18 protein-coding genes are annotated in these 24,267 nt (G+C 54.9%); 9 read left to right on the top strand and 9 right to left on the bottom strand.

Going from position 1 to position 24,267, the window contains the following annotated elements:
* Window position 1: 1 nt before the first annotated feature.
* Genes gsiC through iaaA form a run of 4 tightly spaced genes read right to left on the bottom strand, consistent with a single transcriptional unit; the run spans window position 2 to window position 5,292 of the window.
* Window positions 2-922 (bottom strand): glutathione ABC transporter permease GsiC, encoded by a 921-nt coding sequence (gene gsiC / locus EoCCA6_RS19170; protein WP_152083994.1) that lies wholly within the window; start codon window positions 920-922, stop codon window positions 2-4.
* A gap of 5 nt (window positions 923-927) precedes the next feature.
* Window positions 928-2,466, bottom strand: a complete 1,539-nt coding sequence (gene gsiB / locus EoCCA6_RS19165) for a glutathione ABC transporter substrate-binding protein GsiB (protein ID WP_152083993.1) — start codon at window positions 2,464-2,466, stop codon at window positions 928-930.
* A 23-nt stretch (window positions 2,467-2,489) separates the two neighbouring features.
* Window positions 2,490-4,343 carry a glutathione ABC transporter ATP-binding protein GsiA gene (gene gsiA, locus EoCCA6_RS19160; RefSeq protein ID WP_152084486.1) on the bottom strand — a complete coding sequence of 618 codons (1,854 nt, stop codon included), beginning with the start codon at window positions 4,341-4,343 and terminating at the stop codon, window positions 2,490-2,492.
* Window positions 4,344-4,353: 10 nt separating this feature from the next.
* Entirely contained in the window at window positions 4,354-5,292 is a 939-nt protein-coding gene (gene iaaA, locus EoCCA6_RS19155; protein WP_152083992.1) for a beta-aspartyl-peptidase, read from the bottom strand.
* Between the two features lie 188 nt (window positions 5,293-5,480).
* Here iaaA and moeA point away from each other — a divergent pair, with 188 nt between their 5' ends.
* Window positions 5,481-6,713, top strand: a complete 1,233-nt coding sequence (gene moeA / locus EoCCA6_RS19150; RefSeq protein ID WP_152083991.1) for a molybdopterin molybdotransferase MoeA — start codon at window positions 5,481-5,483, stop codon at window positions 6,711-6,713.
* A gap of 1 nt (window position 6,714) precedes the next feature.
* Window positions 6,715-7,467, top strand: a complete 753-nt coding sequence (moeB, locus tag EoCCA6_RS19145; RefSeq protein ID WP_152083990.1) for a molybdopterin-synthase adenylyltransferase MoeB — start codon at window positions 6,715-6,717, stop codon at window positions 7,465-7,467.
* A gap of 86 nt (window positions 7,468-7,553) precedes the next feature.
* On the opposite strand, the gene fsa is transcribed toward moeB, so the two are convergent.
* A complete protein-coding gene (gene fsa, locus EoCCA6_RS19140) occupies window positions 7,554-8,216 on the bottom strand; it encodes a fructose-6-phosphate aldolase (RefSeq protein WP_152083989.1) in 663 nt (220 codons plus the stop codon).
* A 127-nt stretch (window positions 8,217-8,343) separates the two neighbouring features.
* Here fsa and EoCCA6_RS19135 point away from each other — a divergent pair, with 127 nt between their 5' ends.
* From EoCCA6_RS19135 to EoCCA6_RS19120, 4 genes are all read left to right on the top strand, one after another.
* The gene (locus EoCCA6_RS19135; protein WP_152083988.1) at window positions 8,344-9,243 is read left to right on the top strand and encodes a glycyl-radical enzyme activating protein; all 900 of its coding nucleotides are present in this window, start codon (window positions 8,344-8,346) and stop codon (window positions 9,241-9,243) included.
* A 4-nt stretch (window positions 9,244-9,247) separates the two neighbouring features.
* The gene (locus EoCCA6_RS19130; RefSeq protein ID WP_152083987.1) at window positions 9,248-11,680 is read left to right on the top strand and encodes a formate C-acetyltransferase/glycerol dehydratase family glycyl radical enzyme; all 2,433 of its coding nucleotides are present in this window, start codon (window positions 9,248-9,250) and stop codon (window positions 11,678-11,680) included.
* Between the two features lie 217 nt (window positions 11,681-11,897).
* Window positions 11,898-12,713 carry a Cof-type HAD-IIB family hydrolase gene (locus EoCCA6_RS19125; protein ID WP_152083986.1) on the top strand — a complete coding sequence of 272 codons (816 nt, stop codon included), beginning with the start codon at window positions 11,898-11,900 and terminating at the stop codon, window positions 12,711-12,713.
* A gap of 149 nt (window positions 12,714-12,862) precedes the next feature.
* Window positions 12,863-14,119: a DUF1479 domain-containing protein gene (locus EoCCA6_RS19120; RefSeq protein ID WP_152083985.1), complete on the top strand. Its 1,257-nt coding sequence runs from the start codon at window positions 12,863-12,865 to the stop codon at window positions 14,117-14,119.
* Here the strand turns inward: EoCCA6_RS19120 and EoCCA6_RS19115 are convergent.
* Window positions 14,116-15,189 (bottom strand): LacI family DNA-binding transcriptional regulator, encoded by a 1,074-nt coding sequence (locus EoCCA6_RS19115; RefSeq protein WP_152083984.1) that lies wholly within the window; start codon window positions 15,187-15,189, stop codon window positions 14,116-14,118. The genes EoCCA6_RS19120 and EoCCA6_RS19115 overlap by 4 nt on opposite strands.
* A 285-nt stretch (window positions 15,190-15,474) precedes the next feature.
* Between EoCCA6_RS19115 and EoCCA6_RS19110 the strand changes: the two genes are divergently transcribed.
* Both EoCCA6_RS19110 and EoCCA6_RS19105 read left to right on the top strand, forming a co-directional pair.
* Entirely contained in the window at window positions 15,475-16,776 is a 1,302-nt protein-coding gene (locus EoCCA6_RS19110; protein ID WP_152083983.1) for an MFS transporter, read from the top strand.
* A gap of 17 nt (window positions 16,777-16,793) precedes the next feature.
* On the top strand, window positions 16,794-19,157 hold the full coding sequence (locus EoCCA6_RS19105) for a glycoside hydrolase family 31 protein (RefSeq protein ID WP_152083982.1): 2,364 nt from the start codon (window positions 16,794-16,796) through the stop codon (window positions 19,155-19,157).
* Between the two features lie 92 nt (window positions 19,158-19,249).
* Here EoCCA6_RS19105 and EoCCA6_RS19100 read toward each other — a convergent pair whose 3' ends face one another.
* On the bottom strand, window positions 19,250-20,845 hold the full coding sequence (locus EoCCA6_RS19100; RefSeq protein WP_152083981.1) for an ABC-F family ATPase: 1,596 nt from the start codon (window positions 20,843-20,845) through the stop codon (window positions 19,250-19,252).
* Between the two features lie 730 nt (window positions 20,846-21,575).
* Between EoCCA6_RS19100 and EoCCA6_RS19095 the strand changes: the two genes are divergently transcribed.
* Entirely contained in the window at window positions 21,576-22,481 is a 906-nt protein-coding gene (locus EoCCA6_RS19095) for a DNA-methyltransferase (RefSeq protein WP_152083980.1), read from the top strand.
* Here EoCCA6_RS19095 and EoCCA6_RS19090 read toward each other — a convergent pair.
* Together EoCCA6_RS19090 and EoCCA6_RS19085 are read right to left on the bottom strand one after the other, a co-directional pair.
* Window positions 22,470-23,576, bottom strand: coding sequence for a HindIII family type II restriction endonuclease (locus EoCCA6_RS19090; protein WP_152083979.1), 1,107 nt, complete (start codon window positions 23,574-23,576; stop codon window positions 22,470-22,472). The genes EoCCA6_RS19095 and EoCCA6_RS19090 overlap by 12 nt on opposite strands.
* Before the next feature lie 41 nt (window positions 23,577-23,617).
* A complete protein-coding gene (locus EoCCA6_RS19085) occupies window positions 23,618-23,911 on the bottom strand; it encodes a helix-turn-helix domain-containing protein (RefSeq protein WP_152083978.1) in 294 nt (97 codons plus the stop codon).
* Window positions 23,912-24,267: the final 356 nt, after the last annotated feature.

Genomic DNA, 24,267 nt, shown 5'->3' with positions numbered 1-24,267 from the left:
CTTACTTATACCTGATGGCCGGGTTAATGGCGGCGTAGAGCACATCCACCACTAAATTGATAAGAATAAACTCCAGCGAGAAAAGCAGAACTTCCGCCTGAATGACCGGGTAATCACGCATTTCGACCGAGTCCACCAGCAGACGCCCCAGCCCCGGCCAGTTAAAGACCTTTTCCACCACGATAGAGCCGCCCAGCAGGAAGCCGAACTGCAGCCCCATCATTGTTACCACCGGGATCATCGCATTGCGAAAACCGTGCTTGAGAACCACCCATTTTTCACTCACCCCTTTCGCCCGCGCGGTGCGGATATAATCTTCGCTCAGCACGTCAACAAACGAGGCGCGGGTAAAGCGGGCCATCACCGCCGCCACGGCCGCGCCCAGAGTTACTGAAGGCAGAATGTAGTGCTTCCAGGTATCGGCCCCGACGGTCGGAAGCCAGCCTAACTCCACCGAGAAAATCTGCATCAGCAACATCCCAAGCGCAAACGCCGGGAAGGAGATACCGGTCACGGCCAGCGCCATGCCGAGCTTATCCGGCCAGCGGTTGCGCCAGATTGCCGCCACAATTCCGGCAGCAAGGCCAAACAACACCGCCCAGGCCATGCTGGTAATGGTTAACCAGAATGTTGGCATAAAGCGGCTGGCAATCTCTTCCGAAACCGGACGACGGGAGACCATCGACGTCCCAAAATCGCCCTGCAACACGTTGCAGATATAGTGCAAAAACTGCTTATACAAAGGCTGGTCGAGGCCCAGTTGTTTGCGCACCAGTTCAATGACTGTCGCGTCCGCATCGGAACCGGCAACCAGCCGCGCCGGATCGCCGGGCAGCATATGGACAAATAAAAACACCAGCACCGCCACAATCAGCAGCGTCGGGATAAGCCCCAGCAGGCGTTTACAAACATAATTCAGCATGAGTTTTATTTTAAATCCGCGTCATCGAAGCTGAAGCCCGTGTCCGGCATGATATAGAACCCGGTCAGCGCTTTGTTATGCGCCGACACCAGCTTCTCCACCACCAGCGGCACCCACGGCGACTCTTTCCAGATGATATCCTGCGCCTCTTTATACAGGCGCGCTTTCTCTTCAGGCTTCGTCGTTTTCAGCGCATCGGCCAGTGCTTTATCCACCTGCGGGTTGCTGTAGAAGGCGGTGTTGAACAGCGTTGGCGGCCAGTTCTGGGACGCAAACAGCGGCGACAGCGCCCAGTCCGCTTCACCGGTTGATGCCGTCCAGCCGGTATAGAACATCCGCACGCCGCTCTCTTTCTGCCCTTTGCCTTCAACTTCGGCGGCACGCTGTCCGGCATCCATGGCCGTCACCTGCGCTTTAATCCCTACCTGCGCCAGCTGCTGCTGGGTGAACTGCAGCACCTTCTGGGCGGTGCTGTGATTATGCGACGACCAGAGCGTGGTGCTAAATCCGTTCGGGAAACCCGCCTCTTTCAGCAGTTCACGCGCTTTGGCCGGATCGTAAGGCCACGGCTGATAACGCTGAGAGTATTGAATCGCTGGCGGCAGAACCCCGGTCGCCGGCGTTGCGTAGCCCGCAAAAGCTACCTTCACCAGTGCCTGACGGTTGATCGCATAGTTGATGGCTTCACGCACTTTAGGGTTATCAAACGGTTTTTGCGTGACGTTCATACTGATATAGCGCTGCATGATGGACGGGCTGGCGACCAGCTCCAGCTTGCTGTTTTTCGACAGCAGCGCCGCCTGCTCATAAGGGATCGGGAAGGCAAACTGCGCTTCGCCGGTTTGCAACATCGCCGCACGGGTGTTGTTATCAACGACCGGACGCCAGGTGATGGTGTCCAGCTTCGGCAGGCCCTTCTGCCAGTAACCGGCGAATTTCTTCACCTTCACAAAATCAGTCTGGTTCCAGGTGAGCAGCTCATACGGGCCGGTCCCGACCGGATGGAAGCCGATCTCTTTGCCGTATTTTTTCAGCGCGGCCGGGGAGATCATCGCCGTGGCCGGGTGCGCGAGAATATTAATAAACGCCGAGAACGGCTCTTTCAGAGTGATCTTCACGGTCGCCGGGTCTACGGCTTCAGTGCTGGCGATATTTTTATAGAGATTATAACGCTTGAGGCTGTTTTCCGGGTTGCTGGCACGGTCAAGGTTCGCCTTCACCGCTTCCGCGTTAAAGTCGGTGCCGTCCTGGAACTTCACGCCGGTTCGAAGTTTGATGGTATAGACCAGCCCGTCGTCCGAAACGGTATAGCTTTCCGCCAGCACGTTTTTCAGCTTCATCTCTTTATCCAGGCCAAAAAGCCCCTGGTAGAACGATTTTGCTACCGCCTGCGACAACGTGTCGTTCGCGTCATACGGGTCCAGCGTGGTGAAATTAGACCCAACCGCCACAACCACATCTTTGGCAGCGAACGCGGGGGCTGCGGCCAGGGCTGCCGTCACGCTCGCGGCTAACAGCCATGTACGAGCAACAAATTTAACCATTGTGTTCTCCTGCCTGTTGTAAGTTATAACCGCGAGAATGCATTGTCCTGGCGCGGTGGTGCGACAAAATGACCAGGGCCGACCTCACGCAGCGTCACACGCTCCATGCTTTCGCCCCGCTTACGAATATTGCTCGGCATTTCATCCTGCAACAATACGCGCTGGGCGTGACGATGCGCCGGATCGGCGACCGGTACGGCGGCCATCAGCTTACGGGTGTACGGGTGCTGCGGGTTTTCAAACACCGCCCGCCGGGGGCCAATTTCTACAATCTGCCCCATGTACATCACCGCCACGCGATGGCTAATGCGTTCCACAACCGCCATATCGTGCGAGATAAACAGAAATGCGATCCCCATATCTCGCTGTAAATCGAGCAATAAATTAATGATCTGCGCCCGGATAGAGACATCCAGCGCCGAAACGGACTCATCCGCTATCACCACTTTCGGGTTCAGCGCCAGCGCGCGCGCAATGCAAATACGCTGCCGTTGTCCGCCAGAAAACTCGTGCGGATAGCGCCAGGCGTGTTCCGGCTTCAGCCCCACGCGCTCCAGCAGCCAGGCAACACGACACTGTGCCGCCTCGCCGTCGAGCAGGTTGTGCACCCGCAGCGGCTCCATGATCGAGTACCCCACCGTGTGGCGCGGATCGAGGGACGCATACGGGTCCTGGAAAATAAACTGAATATCCCGGCGCACCGCCTGCAGCTTGCTCTCCGGCAGGGTATCAATACGCTCACCGTTAAAGGTGATGCTCCCCTCCTGAGACTCCACCAGCCTGAGTAACGCCCGTCCGGTGGTGGATTTTCCACAGCCTGACTCCCCCACCAGCGCCAGCGTTTCGCCTGGCCATAAATCAAAACTGACGTTTTCCACCGCATGCACTTCGCGCTTCACACGATTCAAAATCCCACTGCGCAGGGGAAAACGGGTGACCAGATCGCGCACTTCCAGAATCGGCTTGCCCGGCACCACGGTATCCTGTTCGGTTTCAGCTTCCTGCGCAGTCAGCGGAAAACGTCGCGGTAAATCACTGCCGTTCATCGCGCCAAGACGCGGAACCGCCGCCAGCAGCGCTTTGGTGTAGGGGTGAACCGGGGCATGGAAAATTTGCTCAACGCTGCCCGTCTCCACGGCGTTCCCCTGGTGCATCACCAGTACGCGATCGGCGATATCCGCCACCACGCCCATATCATGGGTGATAAAGATCACCCCCATCTCCATCTCCTGCTGCAGCACTTTGATCAGCTGCAGGATCTGCGCCTGAATCGTCACGTCCAGCGCCGTGGTTGGTTCATCGGCGATCAGCACTGCCGGACGGCACGAAAGCGCCATCGCAATCATCACGCGCTGACGCATGCCGCCGGAAAGCTGGTGCGGATAGCGCGCTAAAATCGACTGCGCCTCCGGAATACGCACCAGCTCCAGCATTCGTCTGGCTTCGTTGAGCGCCTCATCGCCGCTCAGCCCCTGGTGCAGGCGGATCGACTCCGCGATCTGCTCACCCACCGGAAAGACCGGGTTCAGCGACGTCATCGGTTCCTGAAAGATCATCGCGATATCTGCCCCGCGCACGCTCTGCATCTGCGAGGCGCTCATTTCGCCGATATCAATCACCTGACGGTTACGGCGGCGCAGCAGTATTTTGCCGCACGTCACCTGTCCACCGGTCTGTTCGAGCAGGCGCATCAGCGACAGCGCAGTGACTGATTTACCCGATCCAGACTCACCGACAATCGCCAGCGTTTCGCCGCGATTGAGCGAAAACGATAAATTCTGTACTGCGGGAACGAACTGCCGCTCTTCCTGAAACGCAATATTCAGTTGATGGACCGCCAGCACTTCCCGGCTGTCCAGCTCTTCACTGTGCGGCACATTTTGCCCCTTATTCACGATAGATCCCCGTACTGGGCTCATCACCGGCATAACCCCACGCGCGGTACATGCCTTCACTGTTGAACGGCAAGGCCACGTTGCCCTCGCGGTCGACGGCAATTAGCCCGCCGACGCCGCCCAGCGCGGGTAATTTTTCCATCACCACGCGTTCACAGGCCTCGGCCAGACTGAGCCCGCCGTAATCCATCAGTGCGGTAATGTCATACGCGGCCAGCGCGCGGATAAACACTTCCCCCGAACCGGTACACGACACCGCAGCGGTGGCGTTATTGGCATAACATCCGGCCCCCGGTAGCGGGCTGTCTCCAACGCGCCCCGGCAATTTGTTGGTCATACCGCCCGTCGAGGTCGCAGCAGCAAGGTTACCCGCTTTATCGAGCGCCACCGCCCCTACCGTGCCCATTTTGCTGCGCTCATCCAGCGGCGCGGCGTGATCAAGCTGCGCAACGCCCGCCGAACGCGCTTCCAGCAGTTGCTGGTAACGCTCCGGCGTCGAAAACGTATCGGGTGAAACGGATTCCATGCCATGCTGACAGGCAAATGCTTCTGCGCCCGCCCCCGTCAGCAGTACGTGCGGGCTCTGCTCCATCACCAGACGCGCCGCCAGCACAGGATTACGCAGATGGCTTACGCCTGCGACGGCTCCCGCGTTAAGGGTAATACCGTCCATCACGCAGGCATCCATCTCGTGCGTTTCATCGCGGGTAAAAACCGAGCCGATCCCCGCATTAAATAACGGACACTCTTCCAGCAGGCGTACCGCCTCGGTGACCACGTCCAGCGCGCTTTCGCCCGCCTCCAGCATCCGCTGGCCTGTTTCCACAATGGCATACAGCGCGTCAATGTAGCGCTTCTCCTGCTCAGGGCTGAGCTGCGCACGGGTGATTGCCCCGGCACCACCATGAATTGCGATTACCGCATTAACCATTTCGCATCACCCGTCAGCCAGACTTACGGCTTTTTCTATAAATATCATTATCGTCGATGAAACTTCAGATGATTTTTGAATATAGAAAGACGCAACTGTGATGTAAAGCGTACGCCTATCGGGTCATACAGTTAGCCGCACTTTTCTGCCATAATGGACGCTTTCGTTGTTACTCCGCAGGAGCCCCCATGGATTTTACCGCCGGACTGATGCCGCTTGAGACGGCACTCACGCAGATGCTCGACCGCATTTCCCCGCTGCAGGACCACGAGACGCTGCCGTTAGCGCGTTGTTTTGGTCGCATCGCCGCACGCGATATCGTCTCCCCGCTTAATGTGCCAGGGTTCGATAACTCGGCGATGGACGGTTATGCAGTGCGCCTGGCGGATATCCAGACGGGCCAGGCGCTACCTGTGGCGGGTAAAGCGTTTGCCGGACAGCCGTTTCACGGCGAATGGCCGGCAGGCACCTGCGTGCGCATCATGACCGGCGCGCCGGTTCCGGCAGGCTGCGATGCCGTGGTGATGCAGGAAGAGACCGAACAGACTGACAACGGCGTGCGTTTTACCGCCAGCGTCAACGCGGGCCAGAACATCCGCCGCGCGGGCGAAGACATTACTCTCGGCGCAACGGTGTTTGCCGCCGGACAGAAGCTGACGGTGGCCGAGCTGCCGGTGCTGGCGTCGCTTGGTATCGCTGAAATCGACGTCATCCGCAAGGTGCGCGTGGCGGTCTTTTCCACCGGTGACGAACTGCAACTGCCGGGCCAGCCGCTACAGGACGGCCAGATTTACGACACCAATCGTCTGGCGGTTCACCTGATGCTCGAACAACTGGGCTGCGAAGTGATTAACCTGGGCATTATTCCTGATGACCCGGAAAAACTGCGCGCGGCCTTTATTGAAGCGGATAAATTCGCCGACGTGGTGATCAGCTCCGGCGGCGTCTCCGTGGGGGAAGCGGATTACACCAAAACGATGCTTGAGGAGCTGGGCGAAATTGCTTTCTGGAAGCTCGCCATCAAACCGGGCAAACCGTTCGCCTTTGGCAAGCTGGCGCAAAGCTGGTTCTGCGGCCTGCCGGGTAACCCGGTCTCGGCAGCACTCACCTTCTACCAGCTGGTGCTGCCGCTGCTGGCGAAACTTTCAGGCAACAACGCCAGCCCGCTGCCGGAACGCCAGCGCGTGCGCGCCGCAACGCGCCTGAAAAAATCGCCGGGCCGTCTCGATTTCCAGCGCGGTATTCTGGCGCGCAACGCCGATGGCGAGCTGGAAGTGCGCACCACGGGCCACCAGGGTTCGCACATTTTCAGCTCCTTCAGCCAGGGCAACTGTTTTATCGTGCTGGAGCGCGAGCGCGGCAACGTAGAAGCCGGTGAATGGGTTGAGGTGGAGCGCTTTAACCACCTGTTTGGAGGCTGATATGACGGTGGAACTGAGCGACCAGGAGATGCTGCGCTATAACCGCCAGATTGTGTTGCGCGGTTTTGATTTCGAAGGACAGGAAGCACTCAAGGCGGCCAGCGTGCTGGTGGTCGGGCTTGGCGGTCTGGGCTGCGCTGCCGCGCAATATCTTGCCGCGGCGGGCGTGGGCAGGATGACGCTGCTGGATTTTGATACCGTATCGGTGTCCAACCTGCAGCGCCAGACGCTGCACAGCGACGCGACCCTCGGCCAGCCGAAAGTGGGATCTGCGCGCGAGACGTTAACGCGCATCAACCCCAACGTTCAGTTCACCCTGATTAACGCCCTGCTGGATGACGAGGCGCTGTTTGCACAGATTGCGCAGCACGATCTGGTGCTGGACTGTACCGATAACGTCACCATTCGCAACCAGCTGAACGCCGGCTGTTTTGCTCATAAAACGCCGCTGGTTTCCGGCGCGGCGATCCGCATGGAGGGGCAAATCAGCGTCTTTACTTACGCCGAGGGCGAGCCGTGCTATCGCTGCCTGAGCCGTCTGTTTGGCGAGAACGCCCTGACCTGCGTGGAAGCGGGCGTCATGGCACCGTTAGTCGGCGTGATTGGCTCGTTACAGGCGATGGAAGCGATCAAGGTACTGGCGCATTACGGCACGCCAGCGGCGGGGAAAATCGTGATGTATGACGCGATGACCTGCCAGTTCCGCGAGATGAAGCTGATGCGCAATCCGGGATGTGAGGTTTGTAGTCAGTAAAAAAGTCGGGTGGCGGCTTCGCCTTACCCGATCTACAACGGCTCGAACGTAGGCCGGGTAAGCGTTAGCGCCACCCGGCTACAGCATCAGACAGACGTCCGCCCAAACGCCCCCTGCCAGTCCTGCTCAAACTTCACAATTGCCGCATCCACCGCCGGAGAGGTAATAAACTGCTGCGCCACGTCCAGCGGCAGCGTGATAGATTCACAGCCCGCCAGCAGGCAATCCAGCGCCTGACGCGGCGTTTTAAAGCTCGCGGCCAGCACTTTTGACTGTGGCGCATGCAGCGTCAACAGCTGTTGCAGCTCCACTACCGTTTGTATCCCGTCCCCGCCCTGTGCATCTACGCGGTTAACATAAGGCGCGACATACTCAGCCCCTGCCAGCGCGGACAACATCCCCTGCGCCGCGCCGTACACCGCGGTGCCAAGCGTTGGAATGCCTTCCGCTTTCAGCATCTTGATCGCCGCCAGCCCTTCCGCCGTCACCGGTACTTTCACGACCAGGTCGTTAATTATCGCACGCAGCTTACGCGCATCCTCCACCATCCCTTCGGCGGTGGTTGCCATAACCTGCGCAAACAGACGGCCTTTCCCGCCCAGCGCATCGTGCAGTTCTGGCAGCAGGACGTCGAGCGGCGTTTTACCTGCCGCCACGATGCTTGGGTTAGTGGTTACGCCCGCCAGCGGGAAAATACGCGCCAGCTTTTTTACTGCCGCAACGTCGGATGTATCGAGATAAAGTTCCATGATGTCGCCCTCAAAATTAGCCTGTACTTACCCTATCACGGCAAAACCTGCTCAGGAGTTGACCTGCATCAAGATAACTTTCATTCGAAAGTAATTTAATCTTCATATGCAACCTGAGGGCGAAAAAATGATCTTCAATATTCAGCGTTATTCCACCCACGATGGCCCCGGTATTCGTACCGTGGTGTTCCTGAAAGGCTGCTCGCTGGGCTGTCGCTGGTGTCAGAACCCGGAGAGCCGCTCCCGCACGCGGGATGTGCTGTTCGACGCACGTCTTTGCCTGGAAGGTTGCGATCTGTGCCAGCACGCGGCACCGGACATTATCGAGCGTGCGCTGAACGGGCTGGTCATCCACCGCGAAAAACTGAGCGAAGAGACGCTCGACGCCCTGGCAAACTGCTGCCCGACGCAGGCGCTCACCGTATGTGGTGAAGAACAACAGCTCGCCGATATTATGGCAACGGTTTTACGCGATAAACCTTTTTATGACCGCAGTGGCGGCGGCATTACGCTTTCCGGCGGTGAACCCTTTATGAACCCGGCGCTGGCACACGATCTGTTTAAGGCCAGCCATGAGCAAGGCATTCATACCGCCGTTGAAACCTGTCTTCACGTACCGTGGCACTATATCGAACCCTCATTACCGTACATCGATCTGTTCCTGGCCGATTTGAAGCACGTCGATGGCGAGGTGTTTAAACAGTGGACGGACGGTTCGGCAAAACGTGTGCTGGATAACCTTAAACGCCTGGCGGCTGCCGGAAAACAGATCACCATCCGTGTGCCGCTGATTCAGGGCTTTAACGCCGATGAAGCGTCCATTACCGCCATTACCAATTTCGCTGCCGATGAACTCAACGTTCACGATATTCATTTTCTGCCGTATCACACGCTGGGCATGAACAAGTACACCCTGCTCGGCCAACCTTACTCTGCCCCTGACAAACCGCTGGATAACCCTGCGCTACTGGACTTCGCGCAGCAATATGCCTGCCAGAAAGGGTTAACCGCGACCTTACGAGGATAAACTTATGACGACCCTGAATCTCAACACCCTCAGCGAGCGCATTAAAGCGCACAAAATGGCTCTGGTGCACATTGTTAAGCCGCCGGTCTGTACTGAACGCGCGCAGCACTACACCGAAATGTACCAGCAGCACATGGACAAACCGATCCCGGTACGCCGCGCGCTGGCGCTGGCGCATCACCTGGCTGAGCGTACCATCTGGATCAAACACGATGAGCTGATCATCGGTAACCAGGCAAGCGAAGTGCGCGCCGCACCGATCTTCCCGGAATACACCGTCTCGTGGATTGAGAAAGAGATCGACGATCTGGCGGACCGTCCGGGTGCAGGCTTTGCGGTAAGCGAAGAGAACAAACGCGTTCTGCACGATATTTGCCCATGGTGGCGCGGCCAGACGGTACAGGACCGCTGCTACGGGATGTTCACCGACGAGCAAAAAGGTCTGCTGGAAACCGGCATTATCAAAGCCGAAGGCAACATGACCTCCGGCGATGCGCACCTGGCGGTAAACTTCCCGCTGGTACTGGAGAAAGGCCTCGACGGCCTGCGTGACAAAGTGGCTGAACGTCGCTCACGCATCAACCTGACCGTACTGGAAGACTTGCACGGTGACCAGTTCCTGAAGGCGATTGATATTGTGCTGGAAGCCGTCAGCCTGCACATTGAACGCTTCGCTGCACTGGCCCGCGAAATGGCGTCTGCGGAGACCCGCGCAAGCCGCCGCGACGAGCTGCTGGCGATGGCGGAAAACTGCGACGTGATTGCCCACGAACCGCCAAAAACCTTCTGGCAGGCGCTGCAGCTGTGCTACTTCATCCAGCTCATTCTGCAGATTGAGTCCAACGGCCACTCCGTCTCCTTCGCGCGTATGGACCAGTATCTCTATCCATTCTACCGCCGCGACGTGGAGCTGAACCAGAGCCTCGATCGCGAGCACGCCATCGAGCTGCTGCACAGTTGCTGGCTGAAGCTGCTGGAGGTGAACAAGATCCGCTCCGGCTCACACTCCAAAGCCTCTGCGGGCAGCCCGCTGTATCAGAACGTTACCATCGGCGGTCAGAAGCTGGTCAATGGTGAACCAATGGATGCGGTCAACCCGCTCTCCTACGCGATTCTGGAATCCTGCGGTCGCCTGCGCTCCACCCAGCCGAACCTGAGCGTGCGTTACCATGCGGGCATGAGCAACGACTTCCTCGACGCCTGCGTGCAGGTGATCCGCTGCGGCTTCGGGATGCCGGCGTTTAACAACGACGAAATCGTCATTCCGGAATTTATCAAGCTCGGCGTGGAACGGGATGATGCCTATGACTATGCGGCGATTGGCTGCATCGAAACCGCCGTCGGCGGCAAGTGGGGCTATCGCTGCACCGGCATGAGCTTCATTAACTTCGCCCGCGTGATGCTCGCCGCGCTGGAAGGCGGTCGCGACGCCACCAGCGGTAAAGTGTTCCTGCCGCAGGAGAAAGCGCTCTCTGCCGGTAACTTCGACAATTTCGAAGAGGTGATGGCGGCGTGGGATAGCCAGATCCGCTACTACACCCGCAAATCTATCGAGATTGAGTACGTAGTGGACACCATGCTGGAAGAGAATGTGCACGATATTCTCTGCTCGGCGCTGGTGGACGACTGCATCGAACGCGCGAAAAGCATCAAGCAAGGTGGCGCGAAGTACGACTGGGTCTCCGGCCTGCAGGTGGGTATCGCCAACCTCGGTAACAGCCTGGCGGCGGTGAAAAAGCTGGTCTTCGAGCAGGGGACGATTGGTCAGCAGCAGCTGGCCGCCGCGCTGGCGGATGACTTCGACGGGCTGACCCACGAGCAGTTGCGTCAGCGACTCATCAACGGCGCACCGAAGTACGGCAACGACGATGACAGCGTGGATATGCTGCTGACCCGCGCTTATGAAACGTATATCGAGGAGCTGAAACAGTACCATAACCCGCGTTATGGCCGTGGCCCGATTGGCGGTAACTACTACGCCGGAACATCATCCATCTCTGCAAACGTACCGTTTGGCGCGGCGACAATGGCCACGCCGGATGGACGTAAAGCGCATACGCCACTGGCTGAAGGCGCAAGCCCGGCCTCCGGTACGGACCACCTCGGCCCGACGGCGGTGATTGGTTCCGTGGGTAAACTGCCAACCGAAGCGATCCTCGGTGGCGTGCTATTAAACCAGAAGCTGAACCCGTCGACGCTGGAAAACGACAGCGACCGTCAGAAGCTGATGGTGCTGCTGCGTACCTTCTTCGAGGTGCATAAAGGCTGGCATATTCAGTACAACATCGTCTCGCGCGAAACGCTGCTGGAAGCGAAAAAACATCCTGACCAGTATCGTGACCTGGTGGTGCGCGTGGCAGGTTACTCGGCGTTCTTTACCGCCCTGTCGCCGGATGCGCAGGACGATATTATTGCCCGTACTGAGCATACGCTCTAACGGTGTATCCCCTCTCCCTGTGGGAGAGGGTTAGGGTGAGGGAGAAAGGCATACGCTGATGCCCTCACCCCGGCCCTCTCCCACAGGGAGAGGGAGAAAACACTAAAAACGGCAACCTGGTTGCCGTTTTGCCTTTACTTTCGAATGAAATTAAATTTGTGCTCCCCGTCACCTTGTTATTAGAATGTTTCAAAACGCAGTGACCCAGGAGCACAGTATGACCGTTAAAGTTATCGTCACCGATATGGACGGAACTTTTCTTGATGATGCCAAGCAGTACGATCGAGACCGCTTTCAGGCACAGTTTGAACAGCTTAAAGCCCGCAACATTGAATTCGTTGTCGCCAGTGGCAACCAGTATTACCAACTCATCTCCTTTTTCCCGGAGCTGAAAGAGCAGATCTCCTTCGTGGCGGAAAACGGCGCGCTGGTCTTCGATCACGGTGAACAGATTTTCCACGGCGAGCTGACGCGTCATGAGTCGCAAATCGTCATTGGCGAGCTGCTGAAGGACAAAGGCCTTAATTTCGTGGCCTGCGGGCTGGAGAGCGCCTACGTCAGCGACCAGGCCCCGGAGCAGTTCGTGGCGTTGATGTCGAAGCACTATCACCGCTTAAAGCGCATCAGTGATTACCGGGAAATTGACGACGTGCTGTTCAAGTTCTCCCTGAACCTGCCGGACAGCGATATCCCGAATCTTATCGACAAACTGCACGTCTCGCTGGACGGCATCATGAAGCCCGTCACCAGCGGCTTCGGCTTTGTCGATTTGATCATCCCCGGCCTGCACAAAGCTAACGGTATCAGCAGGCTGCTGAAACGGTGGAAAATCTCCCCGCAGGAGTGCGTCGGCATTGGCGACAGCGGCAACGACGCCGAGATGCTGAAGCTGGTGAAATACTCCTTCGCGATGGGCAACGCGGCAGAGAGCATTAAAGAGATTAGCCGCTACAGCACCGACGACAACAATCATCAGGGCGCGCTGAACGTCATTCAGGCCGTGCTCGACGCGCACTCCCCGTTCGACGCGTAATCCCCTTCCTGCCGGAGTACCGCTCCGGCATTTTACTCTTTCTTCATCCTGTGGCGCACTTCAAGGTTTTAAACTTGCATTAACTTATTTTTAACTTAAAGTATCACTTGTAGATACTTTTACTTTCGAATGAAAGATGCGAGGCAGTTATGACCTTTACCAGTGAAACCTTGCCAGCGGACCACAAAGCGGCAATCCGTCAGTTGAAACAGGAACTACGCGCGCAGATTGGTGACGTGCAGGCGGTATTCAATAAGCTCAGCGATAACATCGCCACCCGCGTGGCGGAAATCAACGCCCTGAAAAATAAGGGTGAATCAGTCTGGCCGGTGATTCCCTTTGCGGATGTGAAAAACGGCACGATCACAGACGCACAGCGCGAAGCGGTAAAACGTCGTGGCTGCGCAGTGATTAAAGGGCACTTCCCGCGGGAGCAGGCGCTGGCGTGGGATCAGTCGATGCTCGACTACCTCGATCTCAACCAGTTTGACGAGGTGTACAAAGGACCGGGCGATAACTTCTTCGGCACCTTAACCTCCTCCCGCCCGGAGATTTACCCCATCTACTGGTCGCAGGCACAAATGCAGGCGCGCCAGAGCGAAGAGATGGCGCAGGTGCAGTCGTTCCTGAACCGTTTATGGACATTCGAGAGCAACGGAAAACAGTGGTTCGACCCGGACGTGAGCGTGATTTACCCGGATCGCATCCGCCGCCGCCCGCCGGGAACCACCTCGAAAGGACTCGGCGCGCATACCGATTCCGGCGCGCTGGAGCGCTGGCTGCTGCCCGCTTATCAGCAGGTATTTGCCCGCGTGTTTGACGGCAACGTAGAGAAGTACGATCCGTGGAACGCCGCGCACCGTACCGAAGTGGAAGAGTATACCGTGGATAACACCACCAAATGCTCCGTGTTCCGTACCTTCCAGGGCTGGACGGCGCTGTCGGACATGATCCCCGGCCAGGGTCTGCTGCACGTGGTGCCGATCCCGGAAGCGATGGCGTACATTCTGCTGCGCCCGCTGCTGGACGACGTGCCGGAAGACGAGCTGTGCGGCGTGGCACCGGGGCGCGTGCTGCCGATTTCCGAAAAATGGCATCCGCTGTTAATTGAAGCGTTAACCAGCATTCCGGCGCTGGAGGCAGGCGATTCGGTGTGGTGGCACTGCGATGTGATCCACTCCGTTGCGCCGGTCGAAAATCAGCAGGGCTGGGGCAACGTGATGTACATCCCTGCCGCGCCAATGTGCGAGAAAAACCTCGCCTACGCGAAAAAGGTCAAGGAAGCGCTGGAAACCGGTGCGTCACCGGGAGATTTCCCGCGTGAAGACTACGAAAAAAGCTGGCAGGACCGCTTTACCGTGAACGACCTGAACATCCACGGCAAGCGCGCGCTGGGCATGGTTTAACTGTCGTATAACCCTTCCCGCTCCACGGCGGTGCGTCGTTTCCCCTGACGTATCCGCCGGACTGATTCCCGTATACTCAGCGTACCATTAAGCAGCAGGGTCCCTACCGGTGCATCCGGGCGCATCAGTCGCTGCTGGAGCATATGCACGGCTTCGGTGCCCAGTTCATCACGCGGAACGTGCACCGCCGTTAACGGTACATCCTGGATCGCCGCGAGATTAAAGCCGTCAATGCTCATCACCGACACGTCCTGCGGCACACGCAGGCCATGCTTTTGCAGGGCGCTAATCGCCCCTGCCGCCATAAAATCGCCCCCGACCAAAAATGCCGTAGGCAAATCCTTCCCCTGACGCTGTTTAAGCCATTCGCTGACCGCTTGCTCTGTCTCTTTCGCACTGAAACTTGGCACCACCAGCAGATCGCGTTTGTCGTTGAACTTCAGATTGTGGGATTGCCATGCATCGCGAACACCCGACAGGCGCAGGTCCATCGTGTAACGCCGCAGGCAAAGCACATTCATCACCTCGCGGTGCCCCATTTCGAACAGGTATTCCGCCGCCCGTTCACCAATGGCGCGGTGATCCGGTGCCACCGCAGGCAGGCGCATATGTCGGTCACGGCAGTTAATCAGCATGCAGGGTTTACCCACATCCACCGCCAGATCGTGGATATGCGGATCGTCGATACCCAGCAAAATTGCGGCCTGAGTGTCTGACTCGTTCATTCGCGCGAGGAACAGTTGCGCGTCGCTGTCGTTCTCTTCCAGCACACAGTAGCGTAATCGCACCTCATGCGACGCCAGCCCTTTGCTCACGCTCTGGATCACACGGTAGTAAAAGATGTCGGACCGCTCATCAAACGCCCGCTGCGGCGCAAATACCATCAGGCCATTGAGCAGCAGGCGTCCCGCAGCCAGACCGTCCATCACGCCCAGCGACCGCGCGCACTCCAGCACTTTAACGCGCGCTTTTTCGCTGGTATTAGCCTTCCCCGCCAGTACGCGAGAAACGGTACTGATAGACAACTGCGTGCGGCTGGCGATTTCGGCGATTTTTAGCCTTTTGTCCATTTTGTGATCTGGCTCCATTTGCGAAATGAAAAAATTTTCATGACGTGATCATCAGGAAATAACTGACATGAAAGCCATCATGCCAAATGGCGGCCGTTCATTATGAGAAACTTTGCACAAAATCCACTATTGCCCGCTCATTTTCTCCCTTAAGGTGAACTTGTCACACAACTTCCATACTAGTTGTATATCAACTTGGTCCATTAAAATAGATAACTATCAATGTATTAAAAATCTGTGTGACATCTGAATCCATCCCCTACCGTCCGTCTTGTGGAGAGTAAAATGAGTCAGGACATCAATAATACCGTTGCGGCAAGCAAGCCTCGCCGCGTCATCAAAAATCTGCGCTGGTATGTGCTAGTGCTGTTTTTACTTGGCGTAACTGTTAACTACATCACCCGAAACTCACTGGGTATTCTTGCGCCGGAGCTGAAAGAGAGCCTCGGGATCACCACCGAGCAATACTCCTGGATCGTTGGCGCATTTCAGATTGCCTATACCATTTTCCAGCCTCTGTGCGGATGGCTGATCGACGTCATTGGCCTGAAGATTGGCTTCATGGTTTGCGCCGGGATCTGGGCGCTGATGTGTATCTTCCACGCGGGGGCCGGAAGCTGGCTGCACCTGGCGATCCTGCGCTTCTTTATGGGTGCCTCGGAAGCTGCCGCCACCCCGGCAAACGCCAAAACCATTGGTGAATGGTTCCCGAAATCGGAGCGTCCTGTTGCCGCAGGTTGGGCGGGCGTAGGCTTCTCCATCGGTGCAATGCTGGCCCCGCCTATCATCTACTTTGCTCACGCCTCGTTTGGCTGGCAGGGTGCGTTTATGTTTACCGGCGTGCTGGCGCTGGTGTGGGTGGTCCTGTGGTGGGCGTTCTATCACAACCCGGAACAGCACCCGAACCTGAGCAAAGACGAACTGGCGTTTATCAAGCAGGACAACGAACCTGCCCCGGTCAAACTGCCCTTCCTCACCGCGCTGAAAACCGTCTCGAAGAACAAACGCTTTTACGGTATCGCCATCCCGGCCTTTATGGCGGAACCGGCCTGGGCGGTGCTGAGCTTCTGGGTGCCACTGTACCTTGCCAAAGAGCACGGCATGGACCTGAAACAGATTGCGATGTTTGCCTGGCTGCCCTTCCTCGCTGCTGACCTCGGCAGCGTGGCGAGCGGCTACCTCACCCGTCTGTATACCCGCTGGTTCGGCTGTACCCGCGTCAATTCCGTGGTGGCAAGCTCCGTGACCGGTGCGTTTCTGATGATCTCACTGGCCGTGGTAGCAGTGACTCGCGACCCGTATATCACCATCGTGCTGATCTCCATCGGCGGTTTCGGGCACCAGATCATCTCCTGCATGTTGAGCGCCCTGGTCGTGGAATCGTTTGATAAGGGCCAGATGGCGACCGTCAACGGCATGCGCGGCTCGGCGGCGTGGATCGCCAGCTTCCTGTTCTCTCTGTTAATCGGTGTAACTGCCGACAAAATCGGCTTCAACCCGCTCTTTATTGCCATGGGTTTCTTTGACCTGATTGGCGCTGTCTTCCTGGTAGCCTTTATTGCTGAACGTCGCGCCAGGCACAACTGATAGTGGATGTATTGCATATGAAAACCCTGAAAAACTGGACCATTGATACACAGTCGGCAAACCATCTGGAACTGCTGGTGGATAACCAGCACCGCCTGTGCCTGTATGTGCTGGAAGAGAACCTGTTCCGCGTGCTGATTAAACGCAAAGGCGAGCTGGCGCTGGACCGCACCTGGAGCATCGCCCCGGAGCAAGACGTACCGTGGGAAGGCCGTCATCGTGATGACGTGAGCGGCTTCTCCTGCCCCGCCTGGACGCTGACGCAGCAGGACGATGTGCTGACAGTGGCAACCGAACAGCTGCGCGTGACCGTCCACCAGCCGCTGTGGCTGGAGTGGCACTACCGTAATGATGCGGGCGAGTGGCAGCCGCTGGCTAATGACCGCCCGACCAGCGCGTACCTGCTGAACGCCCACGGCGACGGCGTGGCGCACTATCTGAGCCGTCGTAAGGACGAGCGTTTTTACGGCCTGGGTGAAAAAGCGGGCGATCTGCAGCGCAACGGTAAACGCTACGAGATGCGCAACCTCGATGCGATGGGCTATAACGCAGTGAGCACCGATCCGCTGTATAAGCACATTCCGTTCACTATCGCCCGTCGCGACGACGTGAGCTACGGCCTGTTTTACGACAACCTGAGCAGTTGCTGGCTGGATCTGGGCAACGAAATCGACAACTACCACACCGCCTATCGCCGCTGGCAGGCGGAAGCGGGTGATATCGATTACTACATCTTTACCGGCAAGCGCGTGCTGGACGTCACCAAAGCCTTTGTGCGCCTGACCGGGAAGACGCTGTTCGGGCCGAAATGGAGCCTGGGCTACAGCGGCTCGACTATGCACTACACCGATGCGCCGGACGCCCAGAATCAGCTGATGAACTTCATCCGCCTGTGCGAAGAGCACGCCATTCCATGCGACTCGTTCCAGCTCTCGTCGGGCTATACCTCCATTAACGGCAAGCGCTACGTCTTTAACTGGAACTACGACAAAGTGCCGCAGCCGAAGGTGATGAGCGCGGCATTCCACGACGCGGGGCTGCGGCTTGCAGCAAACATCAAGCCGTGCCTGCTGCAGGATCACCCGCGCTATAACGAAGTGGCGGAAAGCGGCCTGTTCATTCGTGATTCAGAAACCGATGCTCCAGAACGTTCCAGCTTCTGGGATGACGAAGGATCACACCTCGACTTTACCAACCCGCAGACGGTGCAGTGGTGGCAGAACGGCGTGACCACGCAACTGCTGGAGATGGGGATCGACTCCACCTGGAACGACAACAACGAGTACGAAGTGTGGGACGGTGAGGCGCGCTGCTTTGGCTTCGGCAAGGAGATCGCCATCAAGCACATTCGCCCGGTGATGCCACTGTTGATGATGCGCGCCTCGCTGGAAGCGCAGCAGCGCTTTGCGCCGGAAAAACGTCCGTACCTGATCTCCCGCTCCGGCTGTGCCGGGATGCAGCGCTACGTGCAGACCTGGAGCGGCGATAACCGCACCAACTGGGACACCCTGCGCTATAACATCCGCATGGGGCTGGGCATGAGTCTGTCCGGGCTGTTCAACGTCGGTCACGATGTCGGCGGTTTCTCTGGCGATAAGCCGGACGCCGAGCTGTTTGTCCGCTGGGTACAGAACGGCGTGATGCACCCGCGCTTTACCATTCACTCATGGAATGATGATCACACGGTGAACGAGCCGTGGATGTATCCGGGCGTAACACCAGCGATTCGTAGCGCCATTGAACTGCGCTACCGTCTACTGCCGTACCTCTACACCCTGCTCTGGCAGGCGCACGCCGACGATGAACCGATGTTGCGCCCAACTTTCCTCGACCACGAGCATGATGCGCAGACCTTTGAAGAGTGTGACGACTTCCTGCTGGGCCGTGACCTGCTGGTCGCCAGCGTGGTCGAAGCCGGTCAGCGCGAGCGCCGCATCTGGCTGCCGGAGAACGACACCGGCTGGTACGATTTTTACACCCACGAATGGTACTCAGGCGGGCAGTGGATCGTCCTCAACGCGCCGCTCGAAAAACTGCCGCTGCTGGTGCGCGCCGGTGCCGGTCTGCCGCTTAGCGAACGCATCACCCACGTGAGCGCCGGGAAAGACGATACCCGCGAGCTGAAGCTCTTCCCGGTGAAAGGCGTCGGCACCACCTCTGGCCTGCTGTTTGAAGACGATGGCGAAAGCTGGGGCTACCAGAACGGTAATGCGCTGTGGGTGGAGTGGGAAATGGTGTGCGACGGGGCAACCATCAACCTGAAGGTTAACGCGCGCGGCGATTGTCGTCCGGCGTGGAAAGCGCTGAAGGTGTCGTTACCGGTGGGGGAACAACGTACTCTGCGGGTAAACGGGGTTGAAGGGGGCGAGTGGGTGGTGTAGTGCGGCCTGTTGCCCTCACCCTAACCCTCTCCCACAGGGAGAGGGGATAGAACGTAGGCCGGGTAAGGCGAAGCCGCCACCCGGCTATTTTTTTAACTCTCGATGCCTTTACTGCGCAGGTAATCTTCGTAGTTACCGGTGAAGTCCACCACGCGCTCTGGCGTAATTTCGATCACGCGGGTCGCCAGCGAGCTAACGAACTCACGATCGTGAGAGACGAAGATCAGCGTACCCTGATACATCTCCAGCGCCATGTTCAGCGATTCGATAGATTCCATATCCAGGTGGTTGGTGGGTTCGTCCATCACCAGGATGTTTGGTTTTTCCATCATCAGCTTACCGAACAGCATACGGCCCTTCTCACCGCCGGAAAGCACTTTAGCAGGCTTTTTGATGTCGTCCTGGCTGAACAGCAGACGTCCCAGAATACTGCGCACCGCCTGCTCGTCGTCACCTTCCTGCTTCCACTGGCTCATCCAGTCAAAGACGGTCAGATCGTTTTCGAACTCATATTCATGATCCTGCGCATAGTAACCAACCTGCGCGTTTTCTGACCATTTCACCGTACCGTTATCCGGCTGCAGTTCACCTACCAGGGTTTTCAGCATGGTGGATTTACCCACGCCGTTGGCACCGAGGATGGCAATCTTCTCGCCCACTTCCAGCAGCAGGTTGAAGTTTTTGAACAACGGACCGTCATCGAAGCCTTTGGTGAGGGCTTCCACTTCCAGCGCGTTACGGAACAGCTTCTTGTCCTGCTCGAAGCGGATGAACGGGTTCTGACGGCTGGAGGCTTTAACTTCTTCCAGCTTGATTTTGTCGATCTGGCGCGCACGTGACGTTGCCTGGCGCGATTTAGAGGCGTTGGCGCTGAAGCGGCTGACGAAGGATTGCAGGTCCGCAATCTGCGCTTTCTTCTTGGCGTTGTCCGCCAGCAGACGCTCACGCGCCTGGGTTGCCGCCGTCATGTATTCGTCATAGTTGCCCGGATAAACGCGCAGCTCGCCGTAGTCCAGATCCGCCATGTGGGTACAAACCATGTTCAGGAAGTGACGGTCGTGCGAGATGATAATCATGGTGCTGTCGCGGTCGTTCAGCGTCTGCTCCAGCCAGCGGATAGTGTCGATGTCCAGGTTGTTCGTCGGTTCGTCGAGCAGCAGGATGTCCGGGTTGGAGAACAGGGCCTGCGCCAGCAGCACACGCAGCTTCCAGCCTGGCGCAACTTCGCTCATCGGGCCGTAGTGTTGTTCAACAGGAATACCGACACCCAGCAGCAGCTCACCCGCACGCGCTTCCGCAGAATAGCCGTCCATTTCGCCGTACTGTACTTCGAGGTCAGCCACTTTGTAGCCGTCTTCTTCGCTCATTTCCGCCAGCGCGTAGATGCGATCGCGCTCCTGCTTCACTTCCCACAGCTCCGCGTGTCCCATGATCACGGTGTCAAGCACGGTGAACTCTTCGAAGGCGAACTGATCCTGACGCAGCTTACCGATGCGCTCGTTAGGGTCGAGCGATACGTTGCCAAGCGTTGGCTCTAAGTCGCCGCCGAGGATCTTCATAAAGGTGGATTTGCCGCTACCGTTGGCACCAATCAGGCCGTAACGGTTGCCGCCGCCAAATTTGACGGAAATGTTTTCGAACAGCGGCTTACTGCCAAACTGCATAGTGACGTTGTTGCAAAGAAGCAAAATTGATACTCTCTTGTAAGTTACTGAGATGGTTATGAAACAAAAAATATAAGCATACTCTTACATAAGATTCTCATCAAAGAAGCAAGAACGAAGCGTTCCGGTAAGACGCCAAACAGAACTTGCTGAGCTGAACAGTATGCACATGCGAATACTTTGATTCTATCAGAGAAGAGCTTTCAAAACCTCGGAATCTCAGCATACAAAGAGGGAAACAGACCCTTACTCGCTGATACGCCCGAAGCAATCGAGCAAGATCGGATCGCAAAAGCATCGACATGACTCTACAGATCGTTAAATCGATCCTGCAAAACAGTACCTCTATCGCTTCGCTGCTGACTAAACCAGGGGGACTGTCAACGACCGGGTAAGTGTTATCAGTTACCCTTGTCTGAAGAGAATTACGGAGAAAGATGGATCGGAACAGAGAAACATACGATATCGTTTATATCAAACAAAACGATATTTTTAGCTCATAAAAAATTTATACAATTTAATCATTTACAAGAGAACAAACATAAAATTCGGGTTCGACATTTATAAAAGTAATTAATATGAAAACTCCATATTATTAAAATACCAGAGGATGGCTATAAACTGGCAAAATATAATGACGAATATTATGAACTACCGTAGGCACCGTGAACATCAGCAAGCAGTTTTAATGAATTTTACTGTTACTCTGCCATGTGTTAATATACGCTCGTCATCTTTTTAAGGTTAAAATGAAATGCGCAAAGAGTTATTAATAAATGCAGACTCAATAAACGAGTTAAAAAAACTAGAAGCTAATAGTATAGACCTTATTCTGAGTGACATTCCTTATGGTATAGGTGCTGACGACTGGGATGTATTACATAAAAACACGAATACAGCATACTTAGGAAACAGTCCAGCCCAAAAACAAGCAGGAGCTGTTTTTAAACGCAGAGGAAAACCAATTAATGGATGGTCAGATGCTGATAGAAAAATTCCAGTTGAATACTACCAATGGTGTCAAACATGGGCATCTGAATGGTTAAGGGTTTTAAAACCTGGCGGTACAGCCTTTGTTTTTGCTGGCAGAAGATTTGCGCCAAGATGCATTGTCGCATTAGAGGATGCCGGCTTTAACTTCAGAGACATGTTATCCTGGATAAAACCTAAAGCTACTCATAGAGCGCAGCGATTAAGTATCGTTTATGAGCGTAGAGGGATGCAGGAAGAGTCCCTTCACTGGGATGGTTGGCGTATTGGTAACTTAAGACCTGTTTTTGAGCCAATCATATGGTGTTTCAAACCTTATAAACACACCATTGCTGACAACGTTCTTGAGCATAAACTGGGTGCATATAATCAATTTGCGTTCGAAGAAATGACTGGACATTTTAATAATGTACTTGAGATAGGGATGGCACCTAAAGAAGGTGGGCTTCATGATGCTCAGAAACCAGTAAAATTGTTAGAGACGTTAATTTCATTAGTTACTGTTCCTGGACAAGTTGTTTTAGATCCGTTTGCAGGTAGCGGCTCAACCGCAATAGCTGCAATGAATTTAAATCGAGATTTTATTATGATCGAAAAAGATTTAAATACTTTTTCGATCATGAATGAAAGACTTTCAAAGTCAAAACAGACTATATCTTTATTTGATTAGCTTCCTGAAAAAACTAATATTATCTCTTTGCCTTAAAAGATGTTGATTGCCTAGCTGATATTTTATATCAGCTAGCTGCCTTTTTGCCTCATCAGCAGAAAGAGACTCGGCCCATGTAAGAGCCCTCGCTTTTTCCTCTGTCAGGAAATTATTTAACGATAAAAGTGTTGATGTAGCTTTTTCGCTTGCTATTACGTCAGCAGTTTCTGAGAACTCAGACCATTTTAATTTTCCACAATTAAGCAAATGTTGTTCTAACTTATCAAAATATATTTTTCTTGATCCAACTTTATTAAATACTTCATTCGGGAAAATGTCTTTATGATTACGATAAAAGCCCAACAAATCATCTTTATTCATGCCTGCTAATAGCATAAAAGCCATATGCTCATAAAACAACATGATGATTGGAGAACTTTTATCTGTCAAATATAGATAAAAATCACTTCCGTTCTTCCAGTCATGTTGTGATGGAAATGCTACAAGCCCACCGATACGGTTATACCTGGATTGATCATAATACGCCAACCACTTTGCGATATCTCCTTTTTTGAGTGCATCTTTTACATTTGGCGCAGCCTGGCTTCTTCCTAAACGGTAAGATTTAGCATCAGCAACAATAATATTGTTCCCATCCGAAATAGTAATATCTTCTTTACTTGATTTCTGAGTAGGCAATGATGAATAGATAAAACCCATTCGAATAGCCCACTCATTCACCATTGCTTCAACTAATTTAGAGTAAAGTGTCTCCTGGCTTGAGTCAGCTTTATATATTTCGGGTATATAACCAGTATGACACAGTAAAAATGAGAAATCCTTTAAAGATAACGATCTCAACTGGGCAGAAAATTTTGTCGCAATCACATTAGTATTAGGAGCAAAATCCCAATTTAAATGCTCCTTTTGAATATAATTTTGTATATATTCATAACTATTAAAACGATTACTATAACCTGCATAATAATCACTAAACCAATGAGCTATAGATTTATTTATATGACCGACCTGGCCTTTTTCTGATAGCGCCTCAAACTCCAAATCATCATCTTGAGCTAAAGGCGGGATCTTCACCATTTTTACTACTTTCATCATGATTCATTCCTGTGATTATTATAAATTAGAATTTTACTTATTCAGTCCTCGTCTTTATCAGAAAGTAGAAATGTCTTTCTTTCTGATTCACTTAATTCACTCCATTTTAAAATCACCTGTGCCAGATCGTCTTCCTGTGTATAAAAGTAGGAAACGGGAACTTGCAGCACCTTCGCTAATCTATTAGCCATTTCGTAATCAGGCGCGTGCTTTCCTCTCTCATATTGGTTCATTCTTGCACTGGCTGAAGCCTCATCAATGCCAGCAAGTATCCCCAGTTTTTCCTGGGAAAGCCCTGCCCTAAGACGTGCTTCTTTCAGCCTTTTTATAAGCATAAAAACCTCAGCCCAATTCTTTCACTAAGATTTTCTTAGTTTATAGATACAATTTCACTAAGGATTACTTAGCAAAGGCACGATGATGCAAGATCATCATTTAAGGCTAACAATATAATTATCAATAGATTAGCAAATATACCCTTTACTTAAAGGATATTTTAAACCGCATCTGGCTCCTGCTAAACCGATTGTAAGTGCCCATGATAAACTCTCTACCGTTCCCATCACGCTTCAGCGCTCATGCGGAGAATGAACTCACAGGCATATGCGCCTGGCTACGAGCCAGTGCTCCAATTTTGCTTATGTGTCAAAAATCGAGGAGAGTGTGACGTTGCTGATAACTAACACGGAGA

Source organism: Enterobacter oligotrophicus, assembly GCF_009176645.1.
In the GTDB taxonomy this organism is placed as follows: domain Bacteria; phylum Pseudomonadota; class Gammaproteobacteria; order Enterobacterales; family Enterobacteriaceae; genus Enterobacter; species Enterobacter oligotrophicus.
This window is presented reverse-complemented; position numbering and strand designations above follow the sequence as displayed.